General features: G+C 66.3%; 21 protein-coding genes and 1 pseudogene. 6 read left to right on the plus strand and 16 right to left on the minus strand.

Going from position 1 to position 19,643, the window contains the following annotated elements; genetic code table 11:
- Positions 1-197: 197 nt before the first annotated feature.
- Positions 198-689 (minus strand): hypothetical protein, encoded by a 492-nt coding sequence (locus AB4Z47_RS09485; RefSeq protein WP_441949603.1) that lies wholly within the window; start codon positions 687-689, stop codon positions 198-200.
- A gap of 547 nt (positions 690-1,236) precedes the next feature.
- Between AB4Z47_RS09485 and AB4Z47_RS09490 the strand changes: the two genes are divergently transcribed.
- Complete coding sequence (locus AB4Z47_RS09490; RefSeq protein WP_441949604.1) at positions 1,237-1,506, plus strand: hypothetical protein; 270 nt, start codon at positions 1,237-1,239, stop codon at positions 1,504-1,506.
- 208 nt (positions 1,507-1,714) lie between these two features.
- Here the strand turns inward: AB4Z47_RS09490 and AB4Z47_RS09495 are convergent, their stop codons facing one another.
- From AB4Z47_RS09495 to AB4Z47_RS09520, 6 genes and pseudogenes are all read right to left on the minus strand, one after another.
- Positions 1,715-2,128: a PIN domain nuclease gene (locus AB4Z47_RS09495; RefSeq protein ID WP_441949605.1), complete on the minus strand. Its 414-nt coding sequence runs from the start codon at positions 2,126-2,128 to the stop codon at positions 1,715-1,717.
- Positions 2,125-2,328, minus strand: coding sequence for a type II toxin-antitoxin system VapB family antitoxin (locus tag AB4Z47_RS09500; RefSeq protein WP_441949607.1), 204 nt, complete (start codon positions 2,326-2,328; stop codon positions 2,125-2,127). Before AB4Z47_RS09500 ends, AB4Z47_RS09495 begins: the two co-directional genes overlap by 4 nt.
- An 82-nt stretch (positions 2,329-2,410) precedes the next feature.
- Positions 2,411-3,348 (minus strand): annotated as a pseudogene (locus tag AB4Z47_RS09505) (4-hydroxy-2-oxovalerate aldolase).
- 10 nt (positions 3,349-3,358) lie between these two features.
- Positions 3,359-4,264, minus strand: a complete 906-nt coding sequence (locus AB4Z47_RS09510) for an acetaldehyde dehydrogenase (acetylating) (protein ID WP_441949754.1) — start codon at positions 4,262-4,264, stop codon at positions 3,359-3,361.
- 16 nt (positions 4,265-4,280) lie between these two features.
- Positions 4,281-5,066, minus strand: a complete 786-nt coding sequence (locus AB4Z47_RS09515; RefSeq protein WP_441949608.1) for a 2-keto-4-pentenoate hydratase — start codon at positions 5,064-5,066, stop codon at positions 4,281-4,283.
- Between the two features lies 1 nt (position 5,067).
- Entirely contained in the window at positions 5,068-6,693 is a 1,626-nt protein-coding gene (locus AB4Z47_RS09520) for an FAD-binding protein (protein WP_441949609.1), read from the minus strand.
- A gap of 114 nt (positions 6,694-6,807) precedes the next feature.
- On the opposite strand from AB4Z47_RS09520, the gene kstD reads away from it, so the two are divergent.
- The 3 genes from kstD to AB4Z47_RS09535 all read left to right on the plus strand — a co-directional run bounded on the left by kstD (position 6,808) and on the right by AB4Z47_RS09535 (position 10,859).
- On the plus strand, positions 6,808-8,508 hold the full coding sequence (kstD, locus tag AB4Z47_RS09525; RefSeq protein ID WP_441949610.1) for a 3-oxosteroid 1-dehydrogenase: 1,701 nt from the start codon (positions 6,808-6,810) through the stop codon (positions 8,506-8,508).
- 236 nt (positions 8,509-8,744) lie between these two features.
- Entirely contained in the window at positions 8,745-9,611 is an 867-nt protein-coding gene (locus AB4Z47_RS09530) for a MaoC/PaaZ C-terminal domain-containing protein (protein WP_441949612.1), read from the plus strand.
- A gap of 111 nt (positions 9,612-9,722) precedes the next feature.
- On the plus strand, positions 9,723-10,859 hold the full coding sequence (locus tag AB4Z47_RS09535) for a helix-turn-helix domain-containing protein (RefSeq protein WP_441949613.1): 1,137 nt from the start codon (positions 9,723-9,725) through the stop codon (positions 10,857-10,859).
- Between the two features lie 173 nt (positions 10,860-11,032).
- Here AB4Z47_RS09535 and AB4Z47_RS09540 read toward each other — a convergent pair whose 3' ends face one another.
- From AB4Z47_RS09540 to zapE (AB4Z47_RS09570), 7 genes are all read right to left on the minus strand, one after another.
- Positions 11,033-11,494: a hypothetical protein gene (locus AB4Z47_RS09540; protein WP_441949614.1), complete on the minus strand. Its 462-nt coding sequence runs from the start codon at positions 11,492-11,494 to the stop codon at positions 11,033-11,035.
- The gene (locus tag AB4Z47_RS09545; protein ID WP_441949615.1) at positions 11,491-12,765 is read right to left on the minus strand and encodes a DUF58 domain-containing protein; all 1,275 of its coding nucleotides are present in this window, start codon (positions 12,763-12,765) and stop codon (positions 11,491-11,493) included. Before AB4Z47_RS09545 ends, AB4Z47_RS09540 begins: the two co-directional genes overlap by 4 nt.
- Entirely contained in the window at positions 12,762-13,724 is a 963-nt protein-coding gene (locus AB4Z47_RS09550; RefSeq protein ID WP_441949617.1) for an AAA family ATPase, read from the minus strand. Before AB4Z47_RS09550 ends, AB4Z47_RS09545 begins: the two co-directional genes overlap by 4 nt.
- Positions 13,725-13,752: 28 nt before the next feature.
- Positions 13,753-14,250: a hypothetical protein gene (locus AB4Z47_RS09555; protein WP_441949619.1), complete on the minus strand. Its 498-nt coding sequence runs from the start codon at positions 14,248-14,250 to the stop codon at positions 13,753-13,755.
- Positions 14,251-14,459: 209 nt separating this feature from the next.
- The gene (locus AB4Z47_RS09560; RefSeq protein WP_441949620.1) at positions 14,460-15,368 is read right to left on the minus strand and encodes a DUF4129 domain-containing protein; all 909 of its coding nucleotides are present in this window, start codon (positions 15,366-15,368) and stop codon (positions 14,460-14,462) included.
- A 129-nt stretch (positions 15,369-15,497) separates the two neighbouring features.
- On the minus strand, positions 15,498-16,085 hold the full coding sequence (gene zapE, locus AB4Z47_RS09565; protein ID WP_441949622.1) for an AFG1/ZapE family ATPase: 588 nt from the start codon (positions 16,083-16,085) through the stop codon (positions 15,498-15,500).
- Positions 16,045-16,614 (minus strand): cell division protein ZapE, encoded by a 570-nt coding sequence (gene zapE / locus AB4Z47_RS09570; protein ID WP_441949623.1) that lies wholly within the window; start codon positions 16,612-16,614, stop codon positions 16,045-16,047. Before zapE (AB4Z47_RS09570) ends, zapE (AB4Z47_RS09565) begins: the two co-directional genes overlap by 41 nt.
- A 62-nt stretch (positions 16,615-16,676) precedes the next feature.
- On the opposite strand from zapE (AB4Z47_RS09570), the gene AB4Z47_RS09575 reads away from it, so the two are divergent.
- Complete coding sequence (locus AB4Z47_RS09575; RefSeq protein WP_441949624.1) at positions 16,677-17,255, plus strand: TetR/AcrR family transcriptional regulator; 579 nt, start codon at positions 16,677-16,679, stop codon at positions 17,253-17,255.
- A gap of 47 nt (positions 17,256-17,302) precedes the next feature.
- Here AB4Z47_RS09575 and AB4Z47_RS09580 read toward each other — a convergent pair whose 3' ends face one another.
- Positions 17,303-17,743 carry an NUDIX hydrolase gene (locus AB4Z47_RS09580; protein WP_441949626.1) on the minus strand — a complete coding sequence of 147 codons (441 nt, stop codon included), beginning with the start codon at positions 17,741-17,743 and terminating at the stop codon, positions 17,303-17,305.
- A gap of 324 nt (positions 17,744-18,067) precedes the next feature.
- A complete protein-coding gene (locus tag AB4Z47_RS09585; RefSeq protein ID WP_441949627.1) occupies positions 18,068-18,739 on the minus strand; it encodes a hypothetical protein in 672 nt (223 codons plus the stop codon).
- Positions 18,740-19,373: 634 nt separating this feature from the next.
- On the opposite strand from AB4Z47_RS09585, the gene AB4Z47_RS09590 reads away from it, so the two are divergent.
- Complete coding sequence (locus AB4Z47_RS09590) at positions 19,374-19,592, plus strand: hypothetical protein (RefSeq protein ID WP_441949628.1); 219 nt, start codon at positions 19,374-19,376, stop codon at positions 19,590-19,592.
- Positions 19,593-19,643 lie beyond the last annotated feature (51 nt).

A 19,643-nucleotide genomic window follows, 5' to 3' on the forward strand; every position in this document is an offset into this window, starting at 1 on the left:
CGCCACGCCAACCGCGACGACTCCGCCCGCGACCATGCGACAAGCTGGTCCCGCTCGTCACCGGCCAGTACGAACTCGACATCACTACGCCCGAAACCCGCCACCCCAACACCATAGATAATTAGAGCTGCAATTTCGGGACCGACACACTAGGTAGCGGCGGCTGAAATCGCCACGCACGGAGCTGGGCGTGAACCTCAGGTCTCCACATCCAAAGGGAACGGCGGCCATTCAGGCATCCAAGTTGTCTCCAACTCGCCCGACAGCACGCCGACGAACCATTCACCGAACTCGTGATCAGTATCGAGCCAGTCGTGATCGTTTCGGCGGAAGGCCGATACCGTCCAGCGTTCATCATCTTGGTGCCGCAAGAAAAGCTGATCGCCTTCGATCGTGTTGCCCCACAGGAGTGCACCACCTGGGGTCGGCAATACCGTGCAGGGGACGGTCGGGTTCTCATCCATGTGCTTTCCCATCTCTTCGGCGTAGGAACTGATGCTCGACGCTCCAGCAAGGAAGATGAACTCTCCGATCATGGTGTGCCCATATGCTCCCGCCACCTCAACGAAGTCTGGGGGAAGACGGACTCCCCATTCCCGACCGATCTGTGCCACCTTGCCGGCTTCGTCCTGCCGCACGGGTGGACCCAAGATCTGGTTGAGTTTGCCGAGCAGCAAACTGGTTTGCATTACAGACTCCGTTCCGCCCCTGTGACACGCTCCAATTGACCGCGCCAAGTGGCATCCTGATTACGAGCATCAGCACCTTCGACCAACCCGTCACAGTTCCAAACCCGCACTCCATCTGCGCCGTGTGCACTTGGGCGGAGTGATGGTCCGAGGCCTGTAGCGCATTCTCGCGCTGACCACCGCGATCTGGCACAACGACCGGATCGGACAGCCCACCATACGATCACCGACCCCTTGAAATCAATCGTCTAGGGACTCCAGGCAGATTTACAGCAAACGTGTCGACCGCGCCCACATGGGGATAATCCCGATCATCGTCGCCGGCCCGTAGGTCCCATCCGGGGGGGTGATGGGCATTTTGGAGGCAAAGCCCCTGCTCGAACGCGCTAGTGTCGGATTTGGGCGGTTCTGTTCCCCGGGTGGGAATGTGCTGAGAACGCAGGTGGGAGTGTGCTGAGAATCCCCTGGACTCCATTGTCATCGCGCCACCGATGTTCTGGAATGGTCCTGTCACAGCACATATCTCGTCCTCCGAAAGGCTCCTGCCATGAAAATGAAACTCGCCAGCACGTTGGCGGTAGTCGCCGCCGCAGGTGCCGCATTCGTCGGGCCGCTCGCCGGATCGGCCACCGCCGCAGTGCCGGGCGCACAGTTCCCAACCCATCAGGATCGCGACTGGGGCGGCTGGAATCGTCCGGGGTGGCACGACCCGGCCGATCCCTTCCGCAACGACTGGCACTGTGACCGGCACGGAGCGTGGCACGACGACGAACACGACGGGTGGGGCCACTGGGACGGCCGCTGCCGTCCCTGGTAACAACCCGTCCTACCGCATGATGGTATCTGCTGACGTACTTCGCCCCACCGAGTCGATGAGCATTTCGCCGCTGAGGCGGATGCCGCCCGTGTCGTGGGGATGGATGTCGCGCTGGTCGACCATGGCCCGTTGACGTCAACGAAGCTGTGCACCGAGTGCAGTCGCCTGGTAAGGCGATGTATCGAGGGTGGGCGCTGCGCAGCGACCACTAGCTCGAGCCAAGCCACTGATGCGGTTGGCCGGTCACGGCGGCGATGCAGTCGAAGTCGTGATCCCGATGCAGCAACGTCAGCCCACGGAGCTCGGCGGTGGCGGCCACGACCGGATCGACCGGGCCCGCGCTGCGATGTCGCCCTCGCTTCGTCAGCTCTCCCTGCACCTCCCAGGCCCGGTCATACGCGCGATCATCGACCGGCTCCCCGCCGAACAGCGACCGCATATCCTCGATCGCTCGCTGACGGTCAGCTAAGGAGCGTGCACTGTAGAAGAACTCGAGTTCGGTTATCGGGCAGATCGCAATAAGTCCGGCAGCGGCGGCGCGCTGCCACGCGAGGGCCTCGTTATCCCGCCTGACCAGCGGGACCAAAGCGCTCGTGTCGATGAGGAACTGAGCCGCGCTCACCGACGATATTTCCGCTTGTCCTCGAGGACATCCAGGTCGAATGCGCCATCGGCGACAGCATCCTGAAGACGGGTGAGAGCCAGCGCCCGACGACGAGTCTCCAGCACCTCACGAAGGGCTGCGTTCACCGTTTCCTTTTTCGTTCCGGTGCCGAGCGCCTTGGACACATCGGCAACCAGTTGGTCATCGAGGTCGATCACTGTCCGAGTCAGGGCGCACCTCCGGTGATATCTTGAATTGAATACATGATATCACCGGAGATATACTACATTCGCGATGCGATCAGCCCACCGACGCGGCCGCGCCTTCCCGCTGGAGTTCCAGGGCGATGTCGATGAGTTGGTCTTCCTGGCCGCCGACGAGTTTGCGTTTGCCCGCGCGCACAAGCATTTCGGCGGCGGAGACGCCGTAGCGTTCGGCCTGGCGTTCGGCATGCTTGAGGAAGCTGGAGTACACGCCCGCGTAGCCCATCATCAGGGCCTGGCGGTCGAGCAGGCATTCCTGCGGCATAGCGGGACGGACCACGTCTTCGGCGGCGTCGGCGATGGCGAAGAAGTCGATGCCGGTCTCGATGCCGAGTTTGTCGCAGACACCGACCAGGGCCTCCACCGGCGTATTGCCCGCGCCCGCGCCGAAACGGCGGGCGCTGCCGTCGATTTGGGTGGCGCCCGCGCGAATCGCATAGACCGAGTTGGCGACCGCGAGGTCGAGGTTCTCGTGGCCGTGGAAGCCGACCTGGGCGTCGTTGCCGAGCGCGTCTGCTTGGCCAGCACCTCGGGAGGCTGGGTATGCGACATCATCAGGAATCCGACGGTCTCCAGACCGAGTTCGCGCGCAAGCCCGAAGTGCTGAATGGACACGTCGGCCTCGGTGCAGTGGGTGGCGACGCGGCAGATGGAGGCGCCGTTGTCCTGCGCGACCTTGATGTCTTCCTTGACGCCGACACCAGGCAGCATCAGCACGGCGATCTTGGCCCGCTCTGCCGTCTCGGCGGCGATGGTGATCAGTTCCTGCTCAGGCGTCTTGGAGAAGCCGTAGTTGAACGACGAGCCGCCCAGGCCGTCGCCGTGGGTCACCTCGATCACCGGAACGCCCGCGCCATCCAGTGCCGCGACGATGTCGTGCACCTCCGTGGCGGTGAACTGGTGGCGCTTGTGGTGCGACCCGTCGCGCAGCGAGGTGTCGGTGACGCGGATGTCTAGTTCTGCTGAATAGGCCATTTTTCGCTCCTTACACCCGGGCCGAGACGATCTGGTCGGCGATGACCTCGCCCACCTGGGTCGCGGCGGCGGTCATGATGTCGAGGTTGCCCGCGTACGGCGGAAGGAAGTCGCCTGCGCCCTCGACCTCGACGAACACCGAGACCTTCGCCATGCCACCGGACACCACCGACGGCTGGTCGAACTGTGGTTCGTTGAGCAGCCGATAGCCTGGGACGTACTGCTGGATGTCGGCGACCATCCGGTGGATGGAGTCGGCCACGACGTCGGTATCGGCGTCTTCGGGGATGGCGCAGAAGATGGTGTCGCGCATGATCATCGGCGGCTCGGCGGGGTTCAGGATGATGATCGCCTTGCCCCGCTGCGCGCCGCCGATGGTTTCCACGCCGCGGCTGGTGGTCTTCGTGAACTCGTCGATATTGGCGCGGGTGCCGGGGCCGGCCGAGACCGACGACACCGACGCGACGATCTCCGCGTATGGCACCGATACCACCCGGGACACCGCGGCGACGATCGGGATGGTCGCCTGGCCGCCGCAGGTGATCATGTTGACGTTCGGCGCGTCGAGATTCGCGCCCAGGTTGACCGGCGGCACCACGGCGGGACCCACGGCGGCGGGCGTGAGATCCACCGCGCGGATGCCCGCCTCGGCGTAGCGCGGCGCCGCGGCACGGTGCACGTACGCCGAGGTCGCCTCGAAGATCATGTCCGGCAGCTCGGACTGCCCGAGCAGCCGATCGACGCCTTCGTGCGAGGTTTCCAGCCCGAGGCCGCGGGCCCGCTTCAAACCCTCACTGTCCGGGTCGATGCCGATCATCCAGCGCGGCTCGACCTTCTCCGAACGCAGCAGCTTGTAGAGCAGATCGGTACTGATGTTGCCGGACCCGACGATCGCGGCGGTGACGGTCCCCTTCACGGACACGACAGGCCTCCTAGGTGAATTGCAGACGGACGGAACCGAGTCCGGCGAACTCGGCGTGGAATGCGTCGCCCGGGCGGGCGTCGATGGCACGGGTGCACGAGCCGGGCAGCACGATGTCGCCCGCCTTCAGCCGCACCCCGAAGCTCGCGACCTTGCGTGCCAGCCAGGCCACCGCGATCACCGGGTCGCCGAGCACCGCGTCGCTGCGGCCCTCGGCGACGACCTCGCCGTTGCGGGTGAGCACCGCGTCGATCGCCTTGATGTCGATGTCCTTCGGCGCGACGCGCTGCGCGCCGAGCACGAAACCGGCGGAGGATGCGTTGTCGGAGATGGTGTCGGCCAGGCCGATGTTCCAGTCCTTGATCCGCGAGTCGATCAGTTCGATCGCCGGCGCGAAGGCGACCGTGGCGGCGAGCACGTCCTCCTCGGTGCAGTCCACGCCAGGTAGGTCGGCGCCGAGCACGAACCCGACTTCCACCTCGACGCGCGGAAAAAGATAGCGGCCCGCCGCGACCGGAACGTCCTCGTAGACTTCCATTTCCGCGAGCAGATGCCCGTAGTCGGGTTCGTCGACGCCCATCATCTGCTGCATGGCCTTCGACGACAGGCCCACCTTGTGGCCGACCACCCGGGCGCCGCTGTCGAGCCTGCGCCGGATATTGATCAGCTGGATCCGGTAGGCATCGACCACGTCGATGCCGGCGTACCTGGCGACCAGCGGATCGATCGCGACCCGGTCGCGCTCGGCGCGCTCGAGTTCGTCGGCAAGTTCGGTTCGTACCGCGTCGGACAGCACGCTAGTTTCCTTCCACTGTTGCTTGATCGAGCGCCGGGACCTGCTCGCCCGCCGCGGATCGCCCGGCCCGGCGCCCGGAGAAAATGCAATCGGACAGCGAAAGACCGCTGACGTAGGACTTCGAGCAGATGCCGATCGCGGTCCGGCCGGCCGCGAAGAGGCCGGGAATATCGTTTCCCTCTGTGGACTTCACCGCGCCGGTGCGCTCGTCCACGACGACGCCGCCGAGGGTGAGCATCGGACACGGGTTCGTCAGGCTCGGTTTTATACCCACATCCAACAGCCAGAACGGGCCGATGCGGACGGGTTTCGTGAACTCGGCCGGCTTGCCGACCGGATCGGGTGCGCCGGTGTCGATCGCGGCGTTGTTGGCCTCGGCTGTGGCGCGCAGACCGGCGGCACCGATCCCGGCTTTCGCCGCAACCTCTTCCAGGGTGGCGCCGCGAATCGCGGTGCGCCGCATGGCCTCGAACTGTCCGCGCTGGAACCAGGCGCCTTGTTTGCCGATCTGGCCGATCGCGGTGCGCATCAGGGCGTCGTCGGCGAGCAGCCAGCCTTTGCCGCCGTGCTCAGTGATCAGCGCGTGGCCCACCGCGGCGCCGTAACGGGTCTCGTCGATCACCCGGCGGCCGTCCGCGTCCACCAGCACCGCGCCGGTGAAGGCGCTGGGCGGCAGAAGGAAACGCCACGCCGACACGTTGTCCATCCGGTCGACTGCCGCGCCGACGCGCTGCGCCATCAGGATGCCGCTGCCGTCGTCACCGGTGGTGCCGAGCGCGAGACCACCCCGATATCGCGGCGCGTACTGCCGCACCATGTCGCGGTTGGCGATGAACCCGCCCGCGCTGACCACCACACCCCTGCGTGCCAGGACTCGAATCGTCGTGCCGTATCGGCGTTCCATGCCCGCTAGCCGTTTCTCCAGCGCCCGCCGCAGCGGTGGATAGTAGATGCCCGGCTTGGCCGCGATGGACGCCATGCGGGTGTAGCGGTCGCGGATCCGGCCGGGCGCATCGCGCAGCGTGTGGCACTCGACGCCGATCACCGAGCCCACGTCGTTGGTGAGCAATTGCGTTGCCCGCGTGAGGGTTTCTACCCGAACACCGAGCCGGGAAGCGGAGGCGGCGAGCGGGCCGGTGAGCTTCTTGCCCGAGGTGCCCCTACCCTTCACTCGATGTCCGCGCTGCGCGGCCGGGATGTCCCGGAACGCGCCGGAGATCTCACTGCCGGAGTAGTACAGGTAGTAGCGATCGTTCGGATAGGAGGTTTTGTACGGGCACAGCGACGCCTCGAACGGCACGCCGTGGCCCTTCAGCCACTCGATCAGCGCGGGGCTCTCGTCGACGAACCGACGCAAGGTCTCGGACGTGACCGCATCGCCGACCTCGCGCTCCAGGTAGGCGTACATCGACTCGGGGGTGTCCTCTACCCCGGCCTCCCGCTGCACCGAGGTGCCGCCACCCGCGTAGATGATTCCGCCGGACAGCGCTGACGCGCCGCCCCCGGCGAACCGCTCCAGCACAAGCACCTGCGCGCCCGCCGCGGTGGCTTCCAGCGCGGCGGCCGCACCCGCGGCGCCGTATCCGACCACGACAACATCGGTTGCCAGGTCCCATTCGAGGTCCATGTACTTCACTCCGGTCCGAAACTGAAACAAGTTTCCTCGACAAACTGAACGCCGAGCAAGTCTTCTGCCACACAACATAGACCAATGGCGCGTCCATTCTATAACGTGTTCTACATGACTGATCGGGAATACGATGTGGTGGTGGTCGGCAGCGGCGCCGCCGGAATGACCGCCGCCCTCACCGCCGCCCACCACGGGCTGAGCGTGGTGCTCATCGAAAAGGCCGCGCACTACGGCGGGTCGACCGCGCGCTCCGGTGGTGGCGTATGGATCCCGGGAAACAAGGCGCTGCGCGCGTCCGGTCGGCCCGACGACCGTGAAGACGCGCGGACCTACCTGCACAGCATCATCGGTGACGTCGTGCCCAAGGATCGGATCGACACCTACATCGACCGCGGCGCCGAGGCCTTCGACTTCGTGCTCGACAACACGCCGCTGCGGATGCGCTGGGTGCCCGGCTACTCCGACTATTACCCCGAGGCCCCGGGCGGCCGCGCCGAAGGACGCTCGTGCGAACCCAAACCGTTCAACGCCAAGATCCTCGGCGCAGAGCGCTTCAATCTGGAGCCGCCCTACAGCAAGGCCCCGCTGAACGTCGTGGTCACCCAGGCCGACTTCAAGCAGCTCAACCTCATCCGGCGGCATCCGCGCGGCATGCTGCGCGCCATGCGGGTGGGCGCCCGCACCACCTGGGCGCGGCTCACCGGCAAGCATCTGCTCGGCATGGGGCAGGCGCTGGCCGCCGCCCTCCGCAAAGGACTGCTGGACGCGGACGTGCCACTGCTGCTGAACACCCCGCTGACCGGGCTGATCATCGAGAACGACCGGGTCACCGGCGTCGAGGCCGAGCACGAGGGCCGGACCGTCCGCTTCACCGCCCGCCACGGCGTGGTGCTGGCCAGCGGCGGCTTCGAGCACAACGACGAGATGCGGCGGAAATACCAGCGCGAGCCGATCACCACCGAATGGACCACCGGCGCGCCCGCCAACACCGGCGACGGCATCCGCGCCGGTCTCGAGCTCGGCGCGGCCGTCGACATCATGGCCGACGCCTGGTGGGGGCCGACGATCTTCAAGGGCGGAAAGCCCTGGTTCTGCCTGGCGGAGCGCAATCTGCCCGGCTGCGTCATCGTCAACGCCGACGGTAAGCGATTCGGAAATGAGTCCGCTCCTTACGTCGAGGCGGTGCACACCATGTATGGCGGCGAGCACGGGCAGGGTGACGGTCCCGGCGAGAACGTGCCCGCCTGGCTGGTGTTCGACCAGCGCTACCGCAACCGCTACATCTTCGCGGGCCTGCAGCCTGGTCAGCGTTTTCCGTCCCGCTGGATGGAAAACGACCTCATCGTGCAGGCACCGGACCTCGCCGAACTCGCTACCGCGATCGGGGTGCCCGAACAGAACCTCTCCGCGACCATCGAACGGTTCAACGCCTTCGCGGCCACGGGTGTGGACCAGGACTACCACCGCGGCGACAGCGCCTACGACAGGTACTACGGCGACCCCACCGTGAAGCCGAACCCGTGCCTGGCTGCGCTGGTGGAGGGACCGTTCTACGCGGCGAAGATGGTGCCCGGCGACCTCGGCACCAAGGGCGGCCTGGTCACCGACACCGCGGGCCGGGTGCTGCGGGAGGACGGGACCGTCATCGAGGGCCTCTACGCCTCCGGCAATGTCAGCGCCCCGGTGATGGGCCACACCTACGCCGGTCCTGGCGCCACCATCGGCCCCGCACTCACCTTCGGCTATCTGGCCGTGCTCGACATCGTGAAGCGCAGGAAGGAACAGCCCGCGACCGCGTCAGCGGAGGCATGATGTGACGGCACGGGCGCAGGCTCCATCGACACCGGTGCCCTGGGTGACTGTCCAGGACATGTTACGGGCCCGTCCCCGCGATCGATTTATCCCACGGCCTGGACGCGGCATTGCCGAGTGCCTGTGCCGCACGCGGGATCAACCTGCGGATGGCGGGTCGGCGACCCCGACGTCCGCTGCGACCTCGAAATCCGACACCGTTCCGACCCGTCCACAATCATGAACGAGGAGTACCGATGCCCATCGACCCGAAGATCGCGCTCGGCGCGACACTGCCGAGCCGGGAGTTCGCCTGGACGCAGTCGGATATCCAGCTCTACCAGCTCGGTCTCGGAGCGGGCGCACGCTGGGCCGACACCGCCGAGCTGCGCTACCTGGACGATCGGGAACCCCAGGTGCTGCCGACCTTTGCGACTGTCGCCCAGACGCTGCACGAGACCGAACCGCCGAAGGTGAGCTTTCCCGGCATCGATATCGATCTGGCGAAAGTCGTGCACGGCCACCAGGAGGTCGAAGTTCACCGGCCGATCCCGGCGGTGGGCAAGGCGACCAGCACCGGCCGGATCGCGGAGATCTGGGACAAGGGCTCGGCCGCGGTGGTCGTGCAGGAGCACACCATCACCGGCTCCGACGGCGCGCCGCTGTGGACCGCGCGCTCCTCGATCTTCGCCAAGGGCGAGGGCGGCTTCGGCGGCGAGCGCGGCCCGAGCACCAAGTCCGAACTACCGGACCGCGCACCGGATTTCGACGTGACGACGCCGACGCTGCCGCAGCAGGCGCTGCTGTATCGGATGTGTGGCGACCGCAACCCGCTGCACTCCGACCCGGAATTCGCCCGCGCGGCAGGCTTTCCCGCGCCTATCCTGCACGGGCTGTGCACCTACGGCATCGTCTGCAAGACCGCGACGGACACTGTGCTCGGCGCCGAGGCCAGCCGGGTCGCCGGCTTCCGCGCCCGGTTCGCGGGCGTGCTGTTTCCCGGCGAGACGATCCGGACCCGGATCTGGCGGAAGAACGACGAGCTGACCATCGCGGCTACCGTTGTCGAACGCGATGACGCACCGGTCCTCGGCGACGTCACGCTGCGCTTCCTGCCGGCCTGACGACCGACACCTCCCGCCGAACGTCGACAAGCCCACCGGACCACCGACTACCGATGTGTTCAGTTACTGCCCACCTCGCGGGAAACTCATATTCCGGGGGATGATCGAAGTATGAGCAGCGGGACCGGCGCCCTGATCCGCCAACGTCGCTTGGCTAAGGGCTGGTCGCAGGGAAGACTGGCCGATGAACTATGCAAAGCATCTGGTGCCAATATCAACCGCGAATACATCTCCCGGCGTTGGGAATCCAACGCCACCGAACCATCAGCGTTTTGGCTGCGTCATCTAGCGGCGGTACTCGATTGTCCCTCTGAGTTGTTGGAGGCAAATGTGAACCGGCGCGAATTCCTGAGCCACCTAGCCGCGACGTCCGTCGCGCCTGTCGTAGCGTCCGACCTCCTTGCCCAAGGATTCTCCGCGCGGCTCAGCGCGGCTCAGCCCGATATCGAGGAGTGGGAAGACCGGCTTGTCACCTATGGCCGCGATTACATGAGCGCTGGCGCCGCGGAGATTCAGCGTCGGCTGGCAGCCGACATGGTGGTGCTGCAACAGCAGTTGGATACACCGCGGATGTGGTCGATCGCCGCGCGCCTGATGACCCTGTACGCCAAGACTTTTCCGGGCCTCGACGGCCGTAAGGCGATCAACTGGTACTCGATGGCGGCCGAAGCGGCCGACCGATCCGAGGACACCGATATCCGGGTGTGGGTGCGTGGGCGGGCGGCGATCGCGTTGGGCTACGAGGGCGCGGCACTGCCCGTGGCGCACCGTTTCGCTGATGAGGCGTTGGCGATCAGTGACCGGCCTGGTTTGGGTCGGCTCAACGCGCTGTGGGGGAAGGCGCACGCGGCCACAATCCTGGGCGACAAAGAAACGGCGGAGGGCCTGATCGCCGTGGGCCGCCGGGAGTTCGATCGGTCAGGGTCCGAGGACCAGTCGAGTGACTACGCGGTGCCGTGGTGGAGGGTCAACGTCTTCCTATCTCTTCTGGCGGCTCGTTTGGGTGACGAGCGGACCGCGTCGGCGGCACAGGAGGCGGCTCGGGCGGATCTGCCGGACTCGCTGCCGCGGTTCCGGACGCATCTGGATATGCATCAGGGATTGATGCTCGCGCGTGCAGGTGACCAGGCGGAAGGTGTCAAGATGGCACGGGCTGCGTTGAACGCACTTCCGCCGGAGAAACATTCGCTGACGTTGCGAATGCTGATGAGCGAGATCGAAAGACCTGTTTCCGCAACGAAGGCGTGAATCCAGCTGTGCGTGGGGCCGATATCGCCTGATTCGCTGTCGAGCCTTCGCACGCCACCGTGTAATTCCCACCTGGCCGTCCTCCTTCACGGAGGTGTTCGCGGCGGGCTTGCCGGTGCACGCTGCGCCGGTCGGACGTCCGCCGGACCCGATGGCATTCGGATCGGGCCCCATCAAGCGCCGGTGGACGGCTGCGGTTCCGGACCGCGCCGTGCTCGACGCACCGCGACGCCTTGGATTACCAATGCGTACAGCACCACCACGAGTACCGGCGCCGCCAACGGCGCCCAAGCGAGCCGCAGCGGAACGAGCGCGGCGCCGACCGCGGCTGCCGCGAAGCCGAGCGCGCCGACCACGGACGGGATCGTGGTGGGCACCACGCCGCGCGGCGCGGTCACCGTCGCGGCGTTCAACACGTAGGTGGTTGCCACCAATCCGGTTGCGGCGGCGGCGAGGACACCCGAGTCGGCGACCGCGAGCGCGGCGACGGCGAGCAGCACGGCGCAGACCGCCAGCGGCCGGAACCACCAGCCGAGCGCGACGAGCACCAGGGCGGGGATGCCCATCCACGGCTCCGCCAGCGCCACCGACGCCACCAGCAGCACACCGGACAGGACGGCCAGGAATTTTGTCATCGGCGCACCCGCACGGTCCTGCGATGCTCGGGGAGCACCCGCATGATCTGGTCCAGTCGCGTGTCTTCCGGCCAGGCCACGATATCGACGCCGACGGTACCCATGTCCCGATACATCGAGGCGCGCTCGAGCTGCCACATCCTGGCCAAAGTCGGGTCGAGGCCGTCGCGGAACGGCGTACCGCGCAGGACGTCCACGACGACGACCACGTGCCCGCGTTTGCGCAGGTCGATCAGGGCGAGCGCGAATTGGGTGTCCAGCAGCGTGGAGAACGCGATCACGATGGCACCGAGCGGCACAGCCGCGTGCGGCGCGAGGGTGCCGGTAGTTTCGATGTGCTCGTCGCCGACGCCGAGCACCGTGTCGACGATGCGGTAGAACTGGCGGCGTCCGATATCCGGTCGCAGCCAGCGCGGCGCGTCCCCGAGGCACACCACCGCGGTCCGGTCGCCCGCCTGCAGGGTGGATTGCACCACCTGCGCCGCGCCGCGCACCGACAGCTCCAGCGAGTCGGTGGCCGGACCCGGTGCCTGCTGCGAAGTATCCACCAGCACAACGACATCCGCAGAGCGGTTGGTCAGCCGCTCGGTGACGTAGAGCCGCCCGCGCCGCGCGCTCACCGGCCAGTTCACGATGCGCAGCTGGTCTCCGGGCGCGTAGGCGCGGATGTCCGCGTACTCGACGCCGGGGCCGTGCCTGCGGGTCAGATGAGTGCCGAGCCGCTCCGGAAGTTCGATGCGCGGCAAGCGCATTCGCTGTGGATCGGTGACCGGGTAGACGAACAGCTGGCCCACGGGCAGCACCTCGGTGGCGATCGCGAGCCCGGCCGGGCTGAGCGCGGACACTCGCACCGAAATGGGGTAGCGCCCCCACCGATCAGCGGAGAGGGCCAGCCGCAACCCGGCGGGCGCGACGCCGGAATCGCCGGCCTCCTCGACGTCGATGCCGAGCCCCGCCACGCTCTCCGGCTTCAGGCGGAGCAGCGCGTGCCCCTTCTCGACGAAGGCGGCAATGGTGAGCACCACTTCCTCGGCCTCGAAGCAGCGCAGCGTGTCTCCGCCGTCGACCTGGATTCTGGTCGAGGACTGCTGCCACGGCGCGGTGGCGAGCACCCCGAGCAGCGGCGCGGCGAACACGATCAGGGTCCATCTGCCGAGCACCACCGCCAGCACCAGGGCCGCCGCGGCACACACCGCGAGCATGAAGACCAGCGGTGCGGGCCGCCACCGCAATTCGGCGTCGACCGCGGTGCCGGCGTCGCGATGTCTCATGTCCCGGTGGCGCGCGGGACCGGCAGACGGCGCAGCAGTTCGGTGATCACATCCTCGCCACGGATGCGGCGCACCCACATCTCCGGCCGCAGCGTGATCCGGTGTGCCATAGCCGGAATGGCCAGCGCCTTCACGTCTTCGGGGATCACGTAATCGCGGCCGAGCAGCAGGGCACGCGCTCTGGACATCTGCACCAAATCGAGCTCGGCACGTGGGCTCGCGCCGACCTCGACCTGCGGATGTCCACGAGTGGCCGCGGCCAATGCGACGACGTAACTGACCACATCGGGGTGCACGGTCACGTACTCCACCGATTGCCGCATCTCCAGCAACCCGTTCGCGTCGACGACCTGACCCACCTGCGGCTGCTGCGAGCCACGCTCCAGCCTGCGCCGGATCATCTGCGTCTCGTCGTGCTCGGACAGGTACCCGAGCCGAAGTTGGATGGCGAACCGGTCCAGCTGAGCTTCCGGCAGCGGGTAGGTGCCCTCGTACTCGATCGGGTTGTCGGTGGCCAGCACGACGAACGGCTGCGGCAGCAGGAAGGTCTCGCCGTCCATGCTGACCTGTCCCTCCGCCATTGCCTCCAGCAGCGCCGCCTGCGTCTTCGGCGGGGTGCGGTTCACCTCGTCGGCCAGCAGCACGTTGGTGAACACCGGCCCGCGACGGAAGGTGAACCGGCCCGTCGACATGTCGTAGATGGTCGATCCGAGCAGGTCGGCGGGTAGTAGATCGGGCGTGAACTGCACGCGGGTGAACTCCAACCCGAGCGCGGCGGCGAACGATCGCGCGATCAGCGTCTTGCCGAGACCGGGCAGATCCTCGATCAGCACATGCCCGCCGGACAGCACCGCGATCATGATCAACTGCAACTCGTCCTGCTTGCCGACCACCACCCGGGACAGCTCCCGGAGCACGGCCTCGCTGCGTTGGATGGTCGCCTCCATCGGCATCGTCATTTGTGTACTCGCACTTGCCTCAACCTATTCACATTCTCTGCAGGCGGCTCAGGATCTCGTCCAGCGCCGCACGTCCCGGTGCCCTATTGGCCTGATCACGCAATGCCGAATCGGCCGGATCCACCCATCGCCACAGTTCCGGCCCGAATTGGTGGATACCCGCCGCTTCGACCGCCCTCCGGTTCTTCGCGACCCGCTGCCCGCTGCACAGCTCGAACTCCTTGGCCAGCAGCGGCCGCAGGTGCCGGTCCCAATCGGCGCGGGTGCCGTCCGCCCGGTCGGCGAGCATCTCCGCCTTGGCATGCCAGCGCCGCAACATTTCCGCGGGACCGTTCTCCATCTCATCGATCTCGCGCTCGGTTCGGGCGTCGGAGAGGTCGAGTAGCGACCAGACCAACCAGCCGAGCGCCACGGCTACCGGGATACCGGCGACGATCAGCAGCGCATCCCGCGCGCGCTCCAATGCGACAGCCTCGACCACCGCGACGACGATCAAGCAACTGATCACGGCCGCCAGTCTGGTCATGCTGTGCCCTTTTCGGCATTCCCGGGCCCTACGTGGTTACGCAAGCTGCCGCCTTCGGACCTGACGTTCATGCTGTGTCCTCTTCGGCATTCCCGGGCCCTCCGTGGTTACGCAAGCTGCCGCCTCCGGGCCTGACGTTCATGCTGTGCCCTTTTCGGCATTCCCGGGCCCTACGTGGTTACGCAAGCTGCCGCCTCCGGGCCTGACGTTCATGCCGGCACCTCCCCTTGGAGATCGGCGAGCACAATACGCAACAACTGTTCGGCCCGCATGCGCTGCCACTCGAGCATGGCGTGCGGGCTGAACCTGGCCTCCTCGAACAGCGCTACCAGCTCCCGGGCCGATGCGTCGTGCAGCGCACCCCGCTCGAACGCGCGGGCCAGCACCTCCATCGGGGTATCCGAGGCCAACGGCGCGGCAGCCCGGTCGAAGGCGAGGCCACGCTCCATCGCGACGTAGCAAGCGATGATCGCGGTCCGCGGGTCCTGGCCGGGCACGTTCATCGCGGCCAGGCCCATCTCGGCCGCGCGGGCCAACGAGTCCATGGTGGTGGGCGCCGCCGGGACGGCGGGAGCCGAAGCAGGCACGGGCTTGCGCCGGGACACCACCGCGACAACGACCAGACCGGTCATCGCGACCCCGACCAGACCGGCCGCCGCGATGCCGGCCAGCAGCAGCGCCGTGCCGGTCAGCTCCGAGGATGGCTCGCCGGAATCGGTCGGCGCAGGAGTTCCCTGTTCCGGAGGTGCACCTGTGGTCGCGGCGGGCGGCGCGAGCTCGCTCGGACGGTCCACACCGATGAAGAAAATCGCGGACGCGGCGGCGAGCACCAGCACGAGCATCGCCAGCGCCCCGAGCACCGCCGAGCCCACGCGCCCGAGACGCCATTGCTGGTGCTCGTCCTCGCGTTCCGGCTCCGGTATGGCCAGCGGAAGCCGGTGCTGGCTCGCGATCACCCCGGCCAGCAGGATCACCATCGACACGGTGAGCAGTACCGGCATGAGCGCCACCGATATCGCGGAAGGACCAGCCTTGTGTGGGGTGGATTCGACAACTCCTGGGATGTATCCGTGCAACGCGACAGCGGAAAACGCAAGCAACGTGATCAGCACGATCACGCGCGATATCGGCGCTCGCGCCCGGGCCACTCGTTACCACCAAATCTGTCTACTGCACAGAACAGCCACATAGTTACATGCCGAGCGGTCCGCTCGGGATGGAATCGAATACTTCGCCAGGCCCTCCTCCTAATCGGCGGCCGTAGCGGTGACGTCGCAGGTCGACCGCCGAACTGGGGGCTGACCGACCGAGGCGGGGGTCGATTGGGACAATTCACAAAGGCGGCTGGTCAAACGTGGGATATCCGGTACTTCGCGCACGCCCTCGACAAGGTCACTCGGCGCGGCACACGCGCACACCGTGAGTTCGCGGTCGGAGTCGTAGAGAACATCTATCACGTTCACCAAGCGCATCGCCCAGTCCGGTGGAACCTCACGCAGAAGCGGAACGTTGCGGATTTCCCAGCGCCGAAAACGTTGGGCGAGTTCGACATAATCGGCGGCCGAGGTCGGGGCGCCGCACAATGCGACGAAATCGATGGTGAGAGTGCGACTGTCGGCGGTAGCGGCGTGCAGTCGGCGGGGCCCGATGGATATCTGGACGGATGGTTCGTTCGCGCCTTGCCCCGCAGGTTGATCGCCCACACCGCTGAAACGCTCACCGTTCGAGTGCGGCTGCCGCGCGGCGCCCACAACGACGTATCGCCCGGCCGCGAATCCGGTGTGCGAACTACGCTTACCCCGCGTGCGGTAGTCGGTCGGGCCGTCGACCGACACCAACCGACACCACGTCCAGGTGCGCGAGGATGCGCTCGATCGTCGGTACGAAACGGTCGTGGAACAGCGGATTGGGCAGCAGCTCCCGCGGAGGGTAGTTCGAGGTCACCACCAGCACGATGCGGCGGGCGAACAACGCGTCCAACAGGCGCGCGATCAACATCGCATCACCGATGTCGTGCACGTGGAACTCGTCGAAGCAGACCAGGCGCGTGTCGCCCAGCAGCCCGTGCACGGCAGCGTCGATCGAGCCGAGTTCGCGCACCGCGTCATGCAACCGGGCGAAGAATTGGTGAAAGTGATAGCGCTGCTTGTGCTTCGAGGCGATCTCGGCGAAAAACCGGTCCATCAACATGGTTTTGCCGCGCCCCGGCCTGCCGTGCAGGTAGAGGCCGCGATACCGGAACGGCTTGTCGCGCAAATAGACGCGATGCCGTGTGGCCGGTTTGCCGTGTCGGTCGAGGAGCTGCCGCAATCGCGCCGCCGCATGCACTTGGTCGGCGTCCAATTCGATCGCATCGGGTTCCATCACGCCTCCTCGTCCTCTACATTTGTAGAGGGCACCCGAAGCGGCAGCCAGGAAAGGTGACCATGTCCACAACCGACCGGCGCGTACTGCTCGTCGACGCGGCCATCGACCTGATCGCCACCAAGGGCATCCGGGCGCTCACCCACCGGGCCCTGGACACCACGCTGGACCTGCCCGCCGGGTCGGCCTCCTACTACTTCCGCACGAAACGCGCGCTCATCGAGGCGATCGTCGACCTGATCACCACCCGCTCCCGGGAAGACTTCGGCGCCGCCCAGCTGGTGACGACCAGCCCCCTGGAACCACGGTCGGTCGCCGAGGCCATCGCCGCCTGGCTCGACCGGCTACTGACCGAGCGTCGCAACCACCTCATCGCCCGCCACGCCCTGCTCATCGATCTGCTGGACGATCCCGACCTGCATCCCCAGCTCGCCCGCAGCCTCTTCTCCATCGAAAATGCCCGAGCTCTGTTCCACGCCAATGGATTTACCGACCCTGATACCGACGCCGCCAACTTCGTCGCCATCATCGAAGGCGCCGTCTTCGACCGCTTCGCAGGCAACCGCAGCACCCTTCCCCCCAACACCCCCGCCAGCACCCACCAACTCGCCTGCCTCCTGACCCCCTACCTGACGGGCTGACGAGTGACACATGGTGGAGGGGCCTCACTTTTTGACGCATGTGCCGCTCAGCGGCGCCAACCCAGTTGGCTGTAGGCGCGGCCGGTGCGGTGGGCTTGGATGCCCGCGTTCGAGTAGGGGATGAGAGTCGATTCGGGGAGTGCGGTGAGGGGAAACCAGCGCAGTTCGTAGGACTTGCCGGGCTCGCGGTTGACGGGGTCACCGGACCAGCGGCGGGTTTCGAAAAAGAGGCCGAGGCGGGGTTCGAGCCCGGAGCCGACGACGTGAGCGGTGTGGATATGGTGCAGGTCGGCCTCGTCGATCACCACACCGACCTCCTCGTACGCTTCGCGGACAGTCGCGGCGGTAGCGGATTCGCCCGCCTCCAGCTTGCCCGCAGGGAGGTGCCAGAGACCGTCGAACTCGTCTCCGCTGCGGCGCTTGCTCAGCAGCAGGTCGCCTCCGCTGACGAGCAGAACGTGCACGTCGACCAGATGCTTGGTGATCATGGGACTCCTCTCCGTACAGCTGCGCGGACGCCGACGTCCGGCCGCCCCACCGACCACACGCCGAACTCGGCCCCACCGGCTACCGGCCCCCGACGGATGCGCGACACCCTGTTCTGACCGTGACCAGCACGGAATCTCCGGTGATGCCTAGCTGGTCACGGACAGCGGTTCGGCAATAAGTTCTTCGACGAGGGTTCGGATCTCGTCGCGGATCGGCCGCGCCGCCCTACAGCTGGGTCCAGAAGCCTTCGGTAGCGGCCATCGATGTGGACGCGGACTTGTTTCTCTTCGCGACCGGCGCAACGACGTCGCGACTGGATCAGCCTATCCAAACAAGGCCCGGCGTTGCCAGAACCGCTGTTCGACGGATTTGATGTACTCGGATGGTTCGGCGGCGGATGACGTTTCTTCGAGCTCTCCGTCGTCCGCGACGTAGTAGATCTCATTGTTGCGCTGACGCCCGACCGCGGGTGTGTACACAATCCAGCCCACACTGAATCGCTCGGCCACCAGTCTTCCCGACGAGCCTCTATCCTTGCCGGAATCGGAGCCGAGTATATGCTTGCGCACCTTCGCAACTGCCTGCGCCTCCGGCATGGGTTCAACGGAATCTTCGGCGGTATTATCGCCCCTGGCAGTTGGAGCTTCCATGGGGTTCGCCCCCTCGACGCGATCGTGTCCGAGAAGCGACAACGGCGAGTCGAGCACGGAATCCACGTCTGCCTGGGAGGCTGCGTCGAGCTCGTTCTGTTCACCATTTCCGGCGGTATCCACCTCTGCGGACGCCGCGATTCGGCCGTGAATAATTCTCGGATCTTCCACCGAGACACGACTGCGGGCGTTCGGTACATCCGTAATATTGTCGCTGGATGACGATTCCGGCTCCGCTGATCGCCCGAATGGGTAGGCAACGACAGGAGTCTTCCCCAGGGCGGTGACCTGGGGATCGCCAGACACTCTCGGCGTGTACAGCCAGTTTTGAGGTCCTTCATTCATGCTGGATTCCACTTCGTTGAATACCCCGGCAGCACTGCCTCGTGAGTACCTACTGTAAAGCCAGTGGCGGCTCGAGGCTGTCCCTCCTGCTGGCAATGCCATCAGGCGGGTCGTGCCCGGGTTTTCGGCTCTGGGTGGCGATGCGGCCGACCATGACGGTCCCACGACGAAAAAGCACGCCGCGCGGGGTTGCGTGGCTCGCGAACGGCTCCGCTGAACCGCTGAAACCGAACGGTCGCCTCGTTTGCAAGGTAGGCGACCGCCGATTCTGAGAACAGTTCGGCGATCTGCCGATGTACTGTTACCCGGGCGCGGAGACCGCACCCATGTGATCGGTTTCTGTGGCACAGAAGGACAAATAGCCTGGCTGCGGTGACGATGTAGTGCGGCTACAAGTTGGCTCGGCCGCGTGGTGAACCATCGGAGCGAGGAAATGGTTGTCGTAAGAATACTTGTGTGGGGCTTGGTTGCGGGGCTCGTCCACTCGGCCGCAATGGCAGCCCTGTACGGAAATCCGTTGGTAGCGCGGATCCATACCGACCACAAAAGGACGAGTGTTGCAACGCAGAGCAGTCGATCCGGTCCGCGTAATTTCATCGCTCATTTTCTGGGCACCCAACTCGAGGTGTACGTCGTGACAATCGGATACGTCTGGTTGCATCCGCTGCTGCCGTCGAACGGACTGGCCGGAGCGATTGCACTGGCCGTGTTATTCGCGGCATTGCGGACCTGCGCCCCGGTGTGGGCTCTGTGGATGCAGGGTACATATTCCAACCGCTACCTCGTCGTGGAAGTCGTCAGCGGAGTCCTCAGCAGCACCGTCATTGCGCTCTCACTCTATGTGCTCATGTGACGACCAGCGCTCTGGGGCCGGAACCCCTGACCCGCTACGCACTCGGCGCGG

Source organism: Nocardia sp. 2TAF39, assembly GCF_052114905.1.
Classification (GTDB): Bacteria; Actinomycetota; Actinomycetes; order Mycobacteriales; family Mycobacteriaceae; genus Nocardia.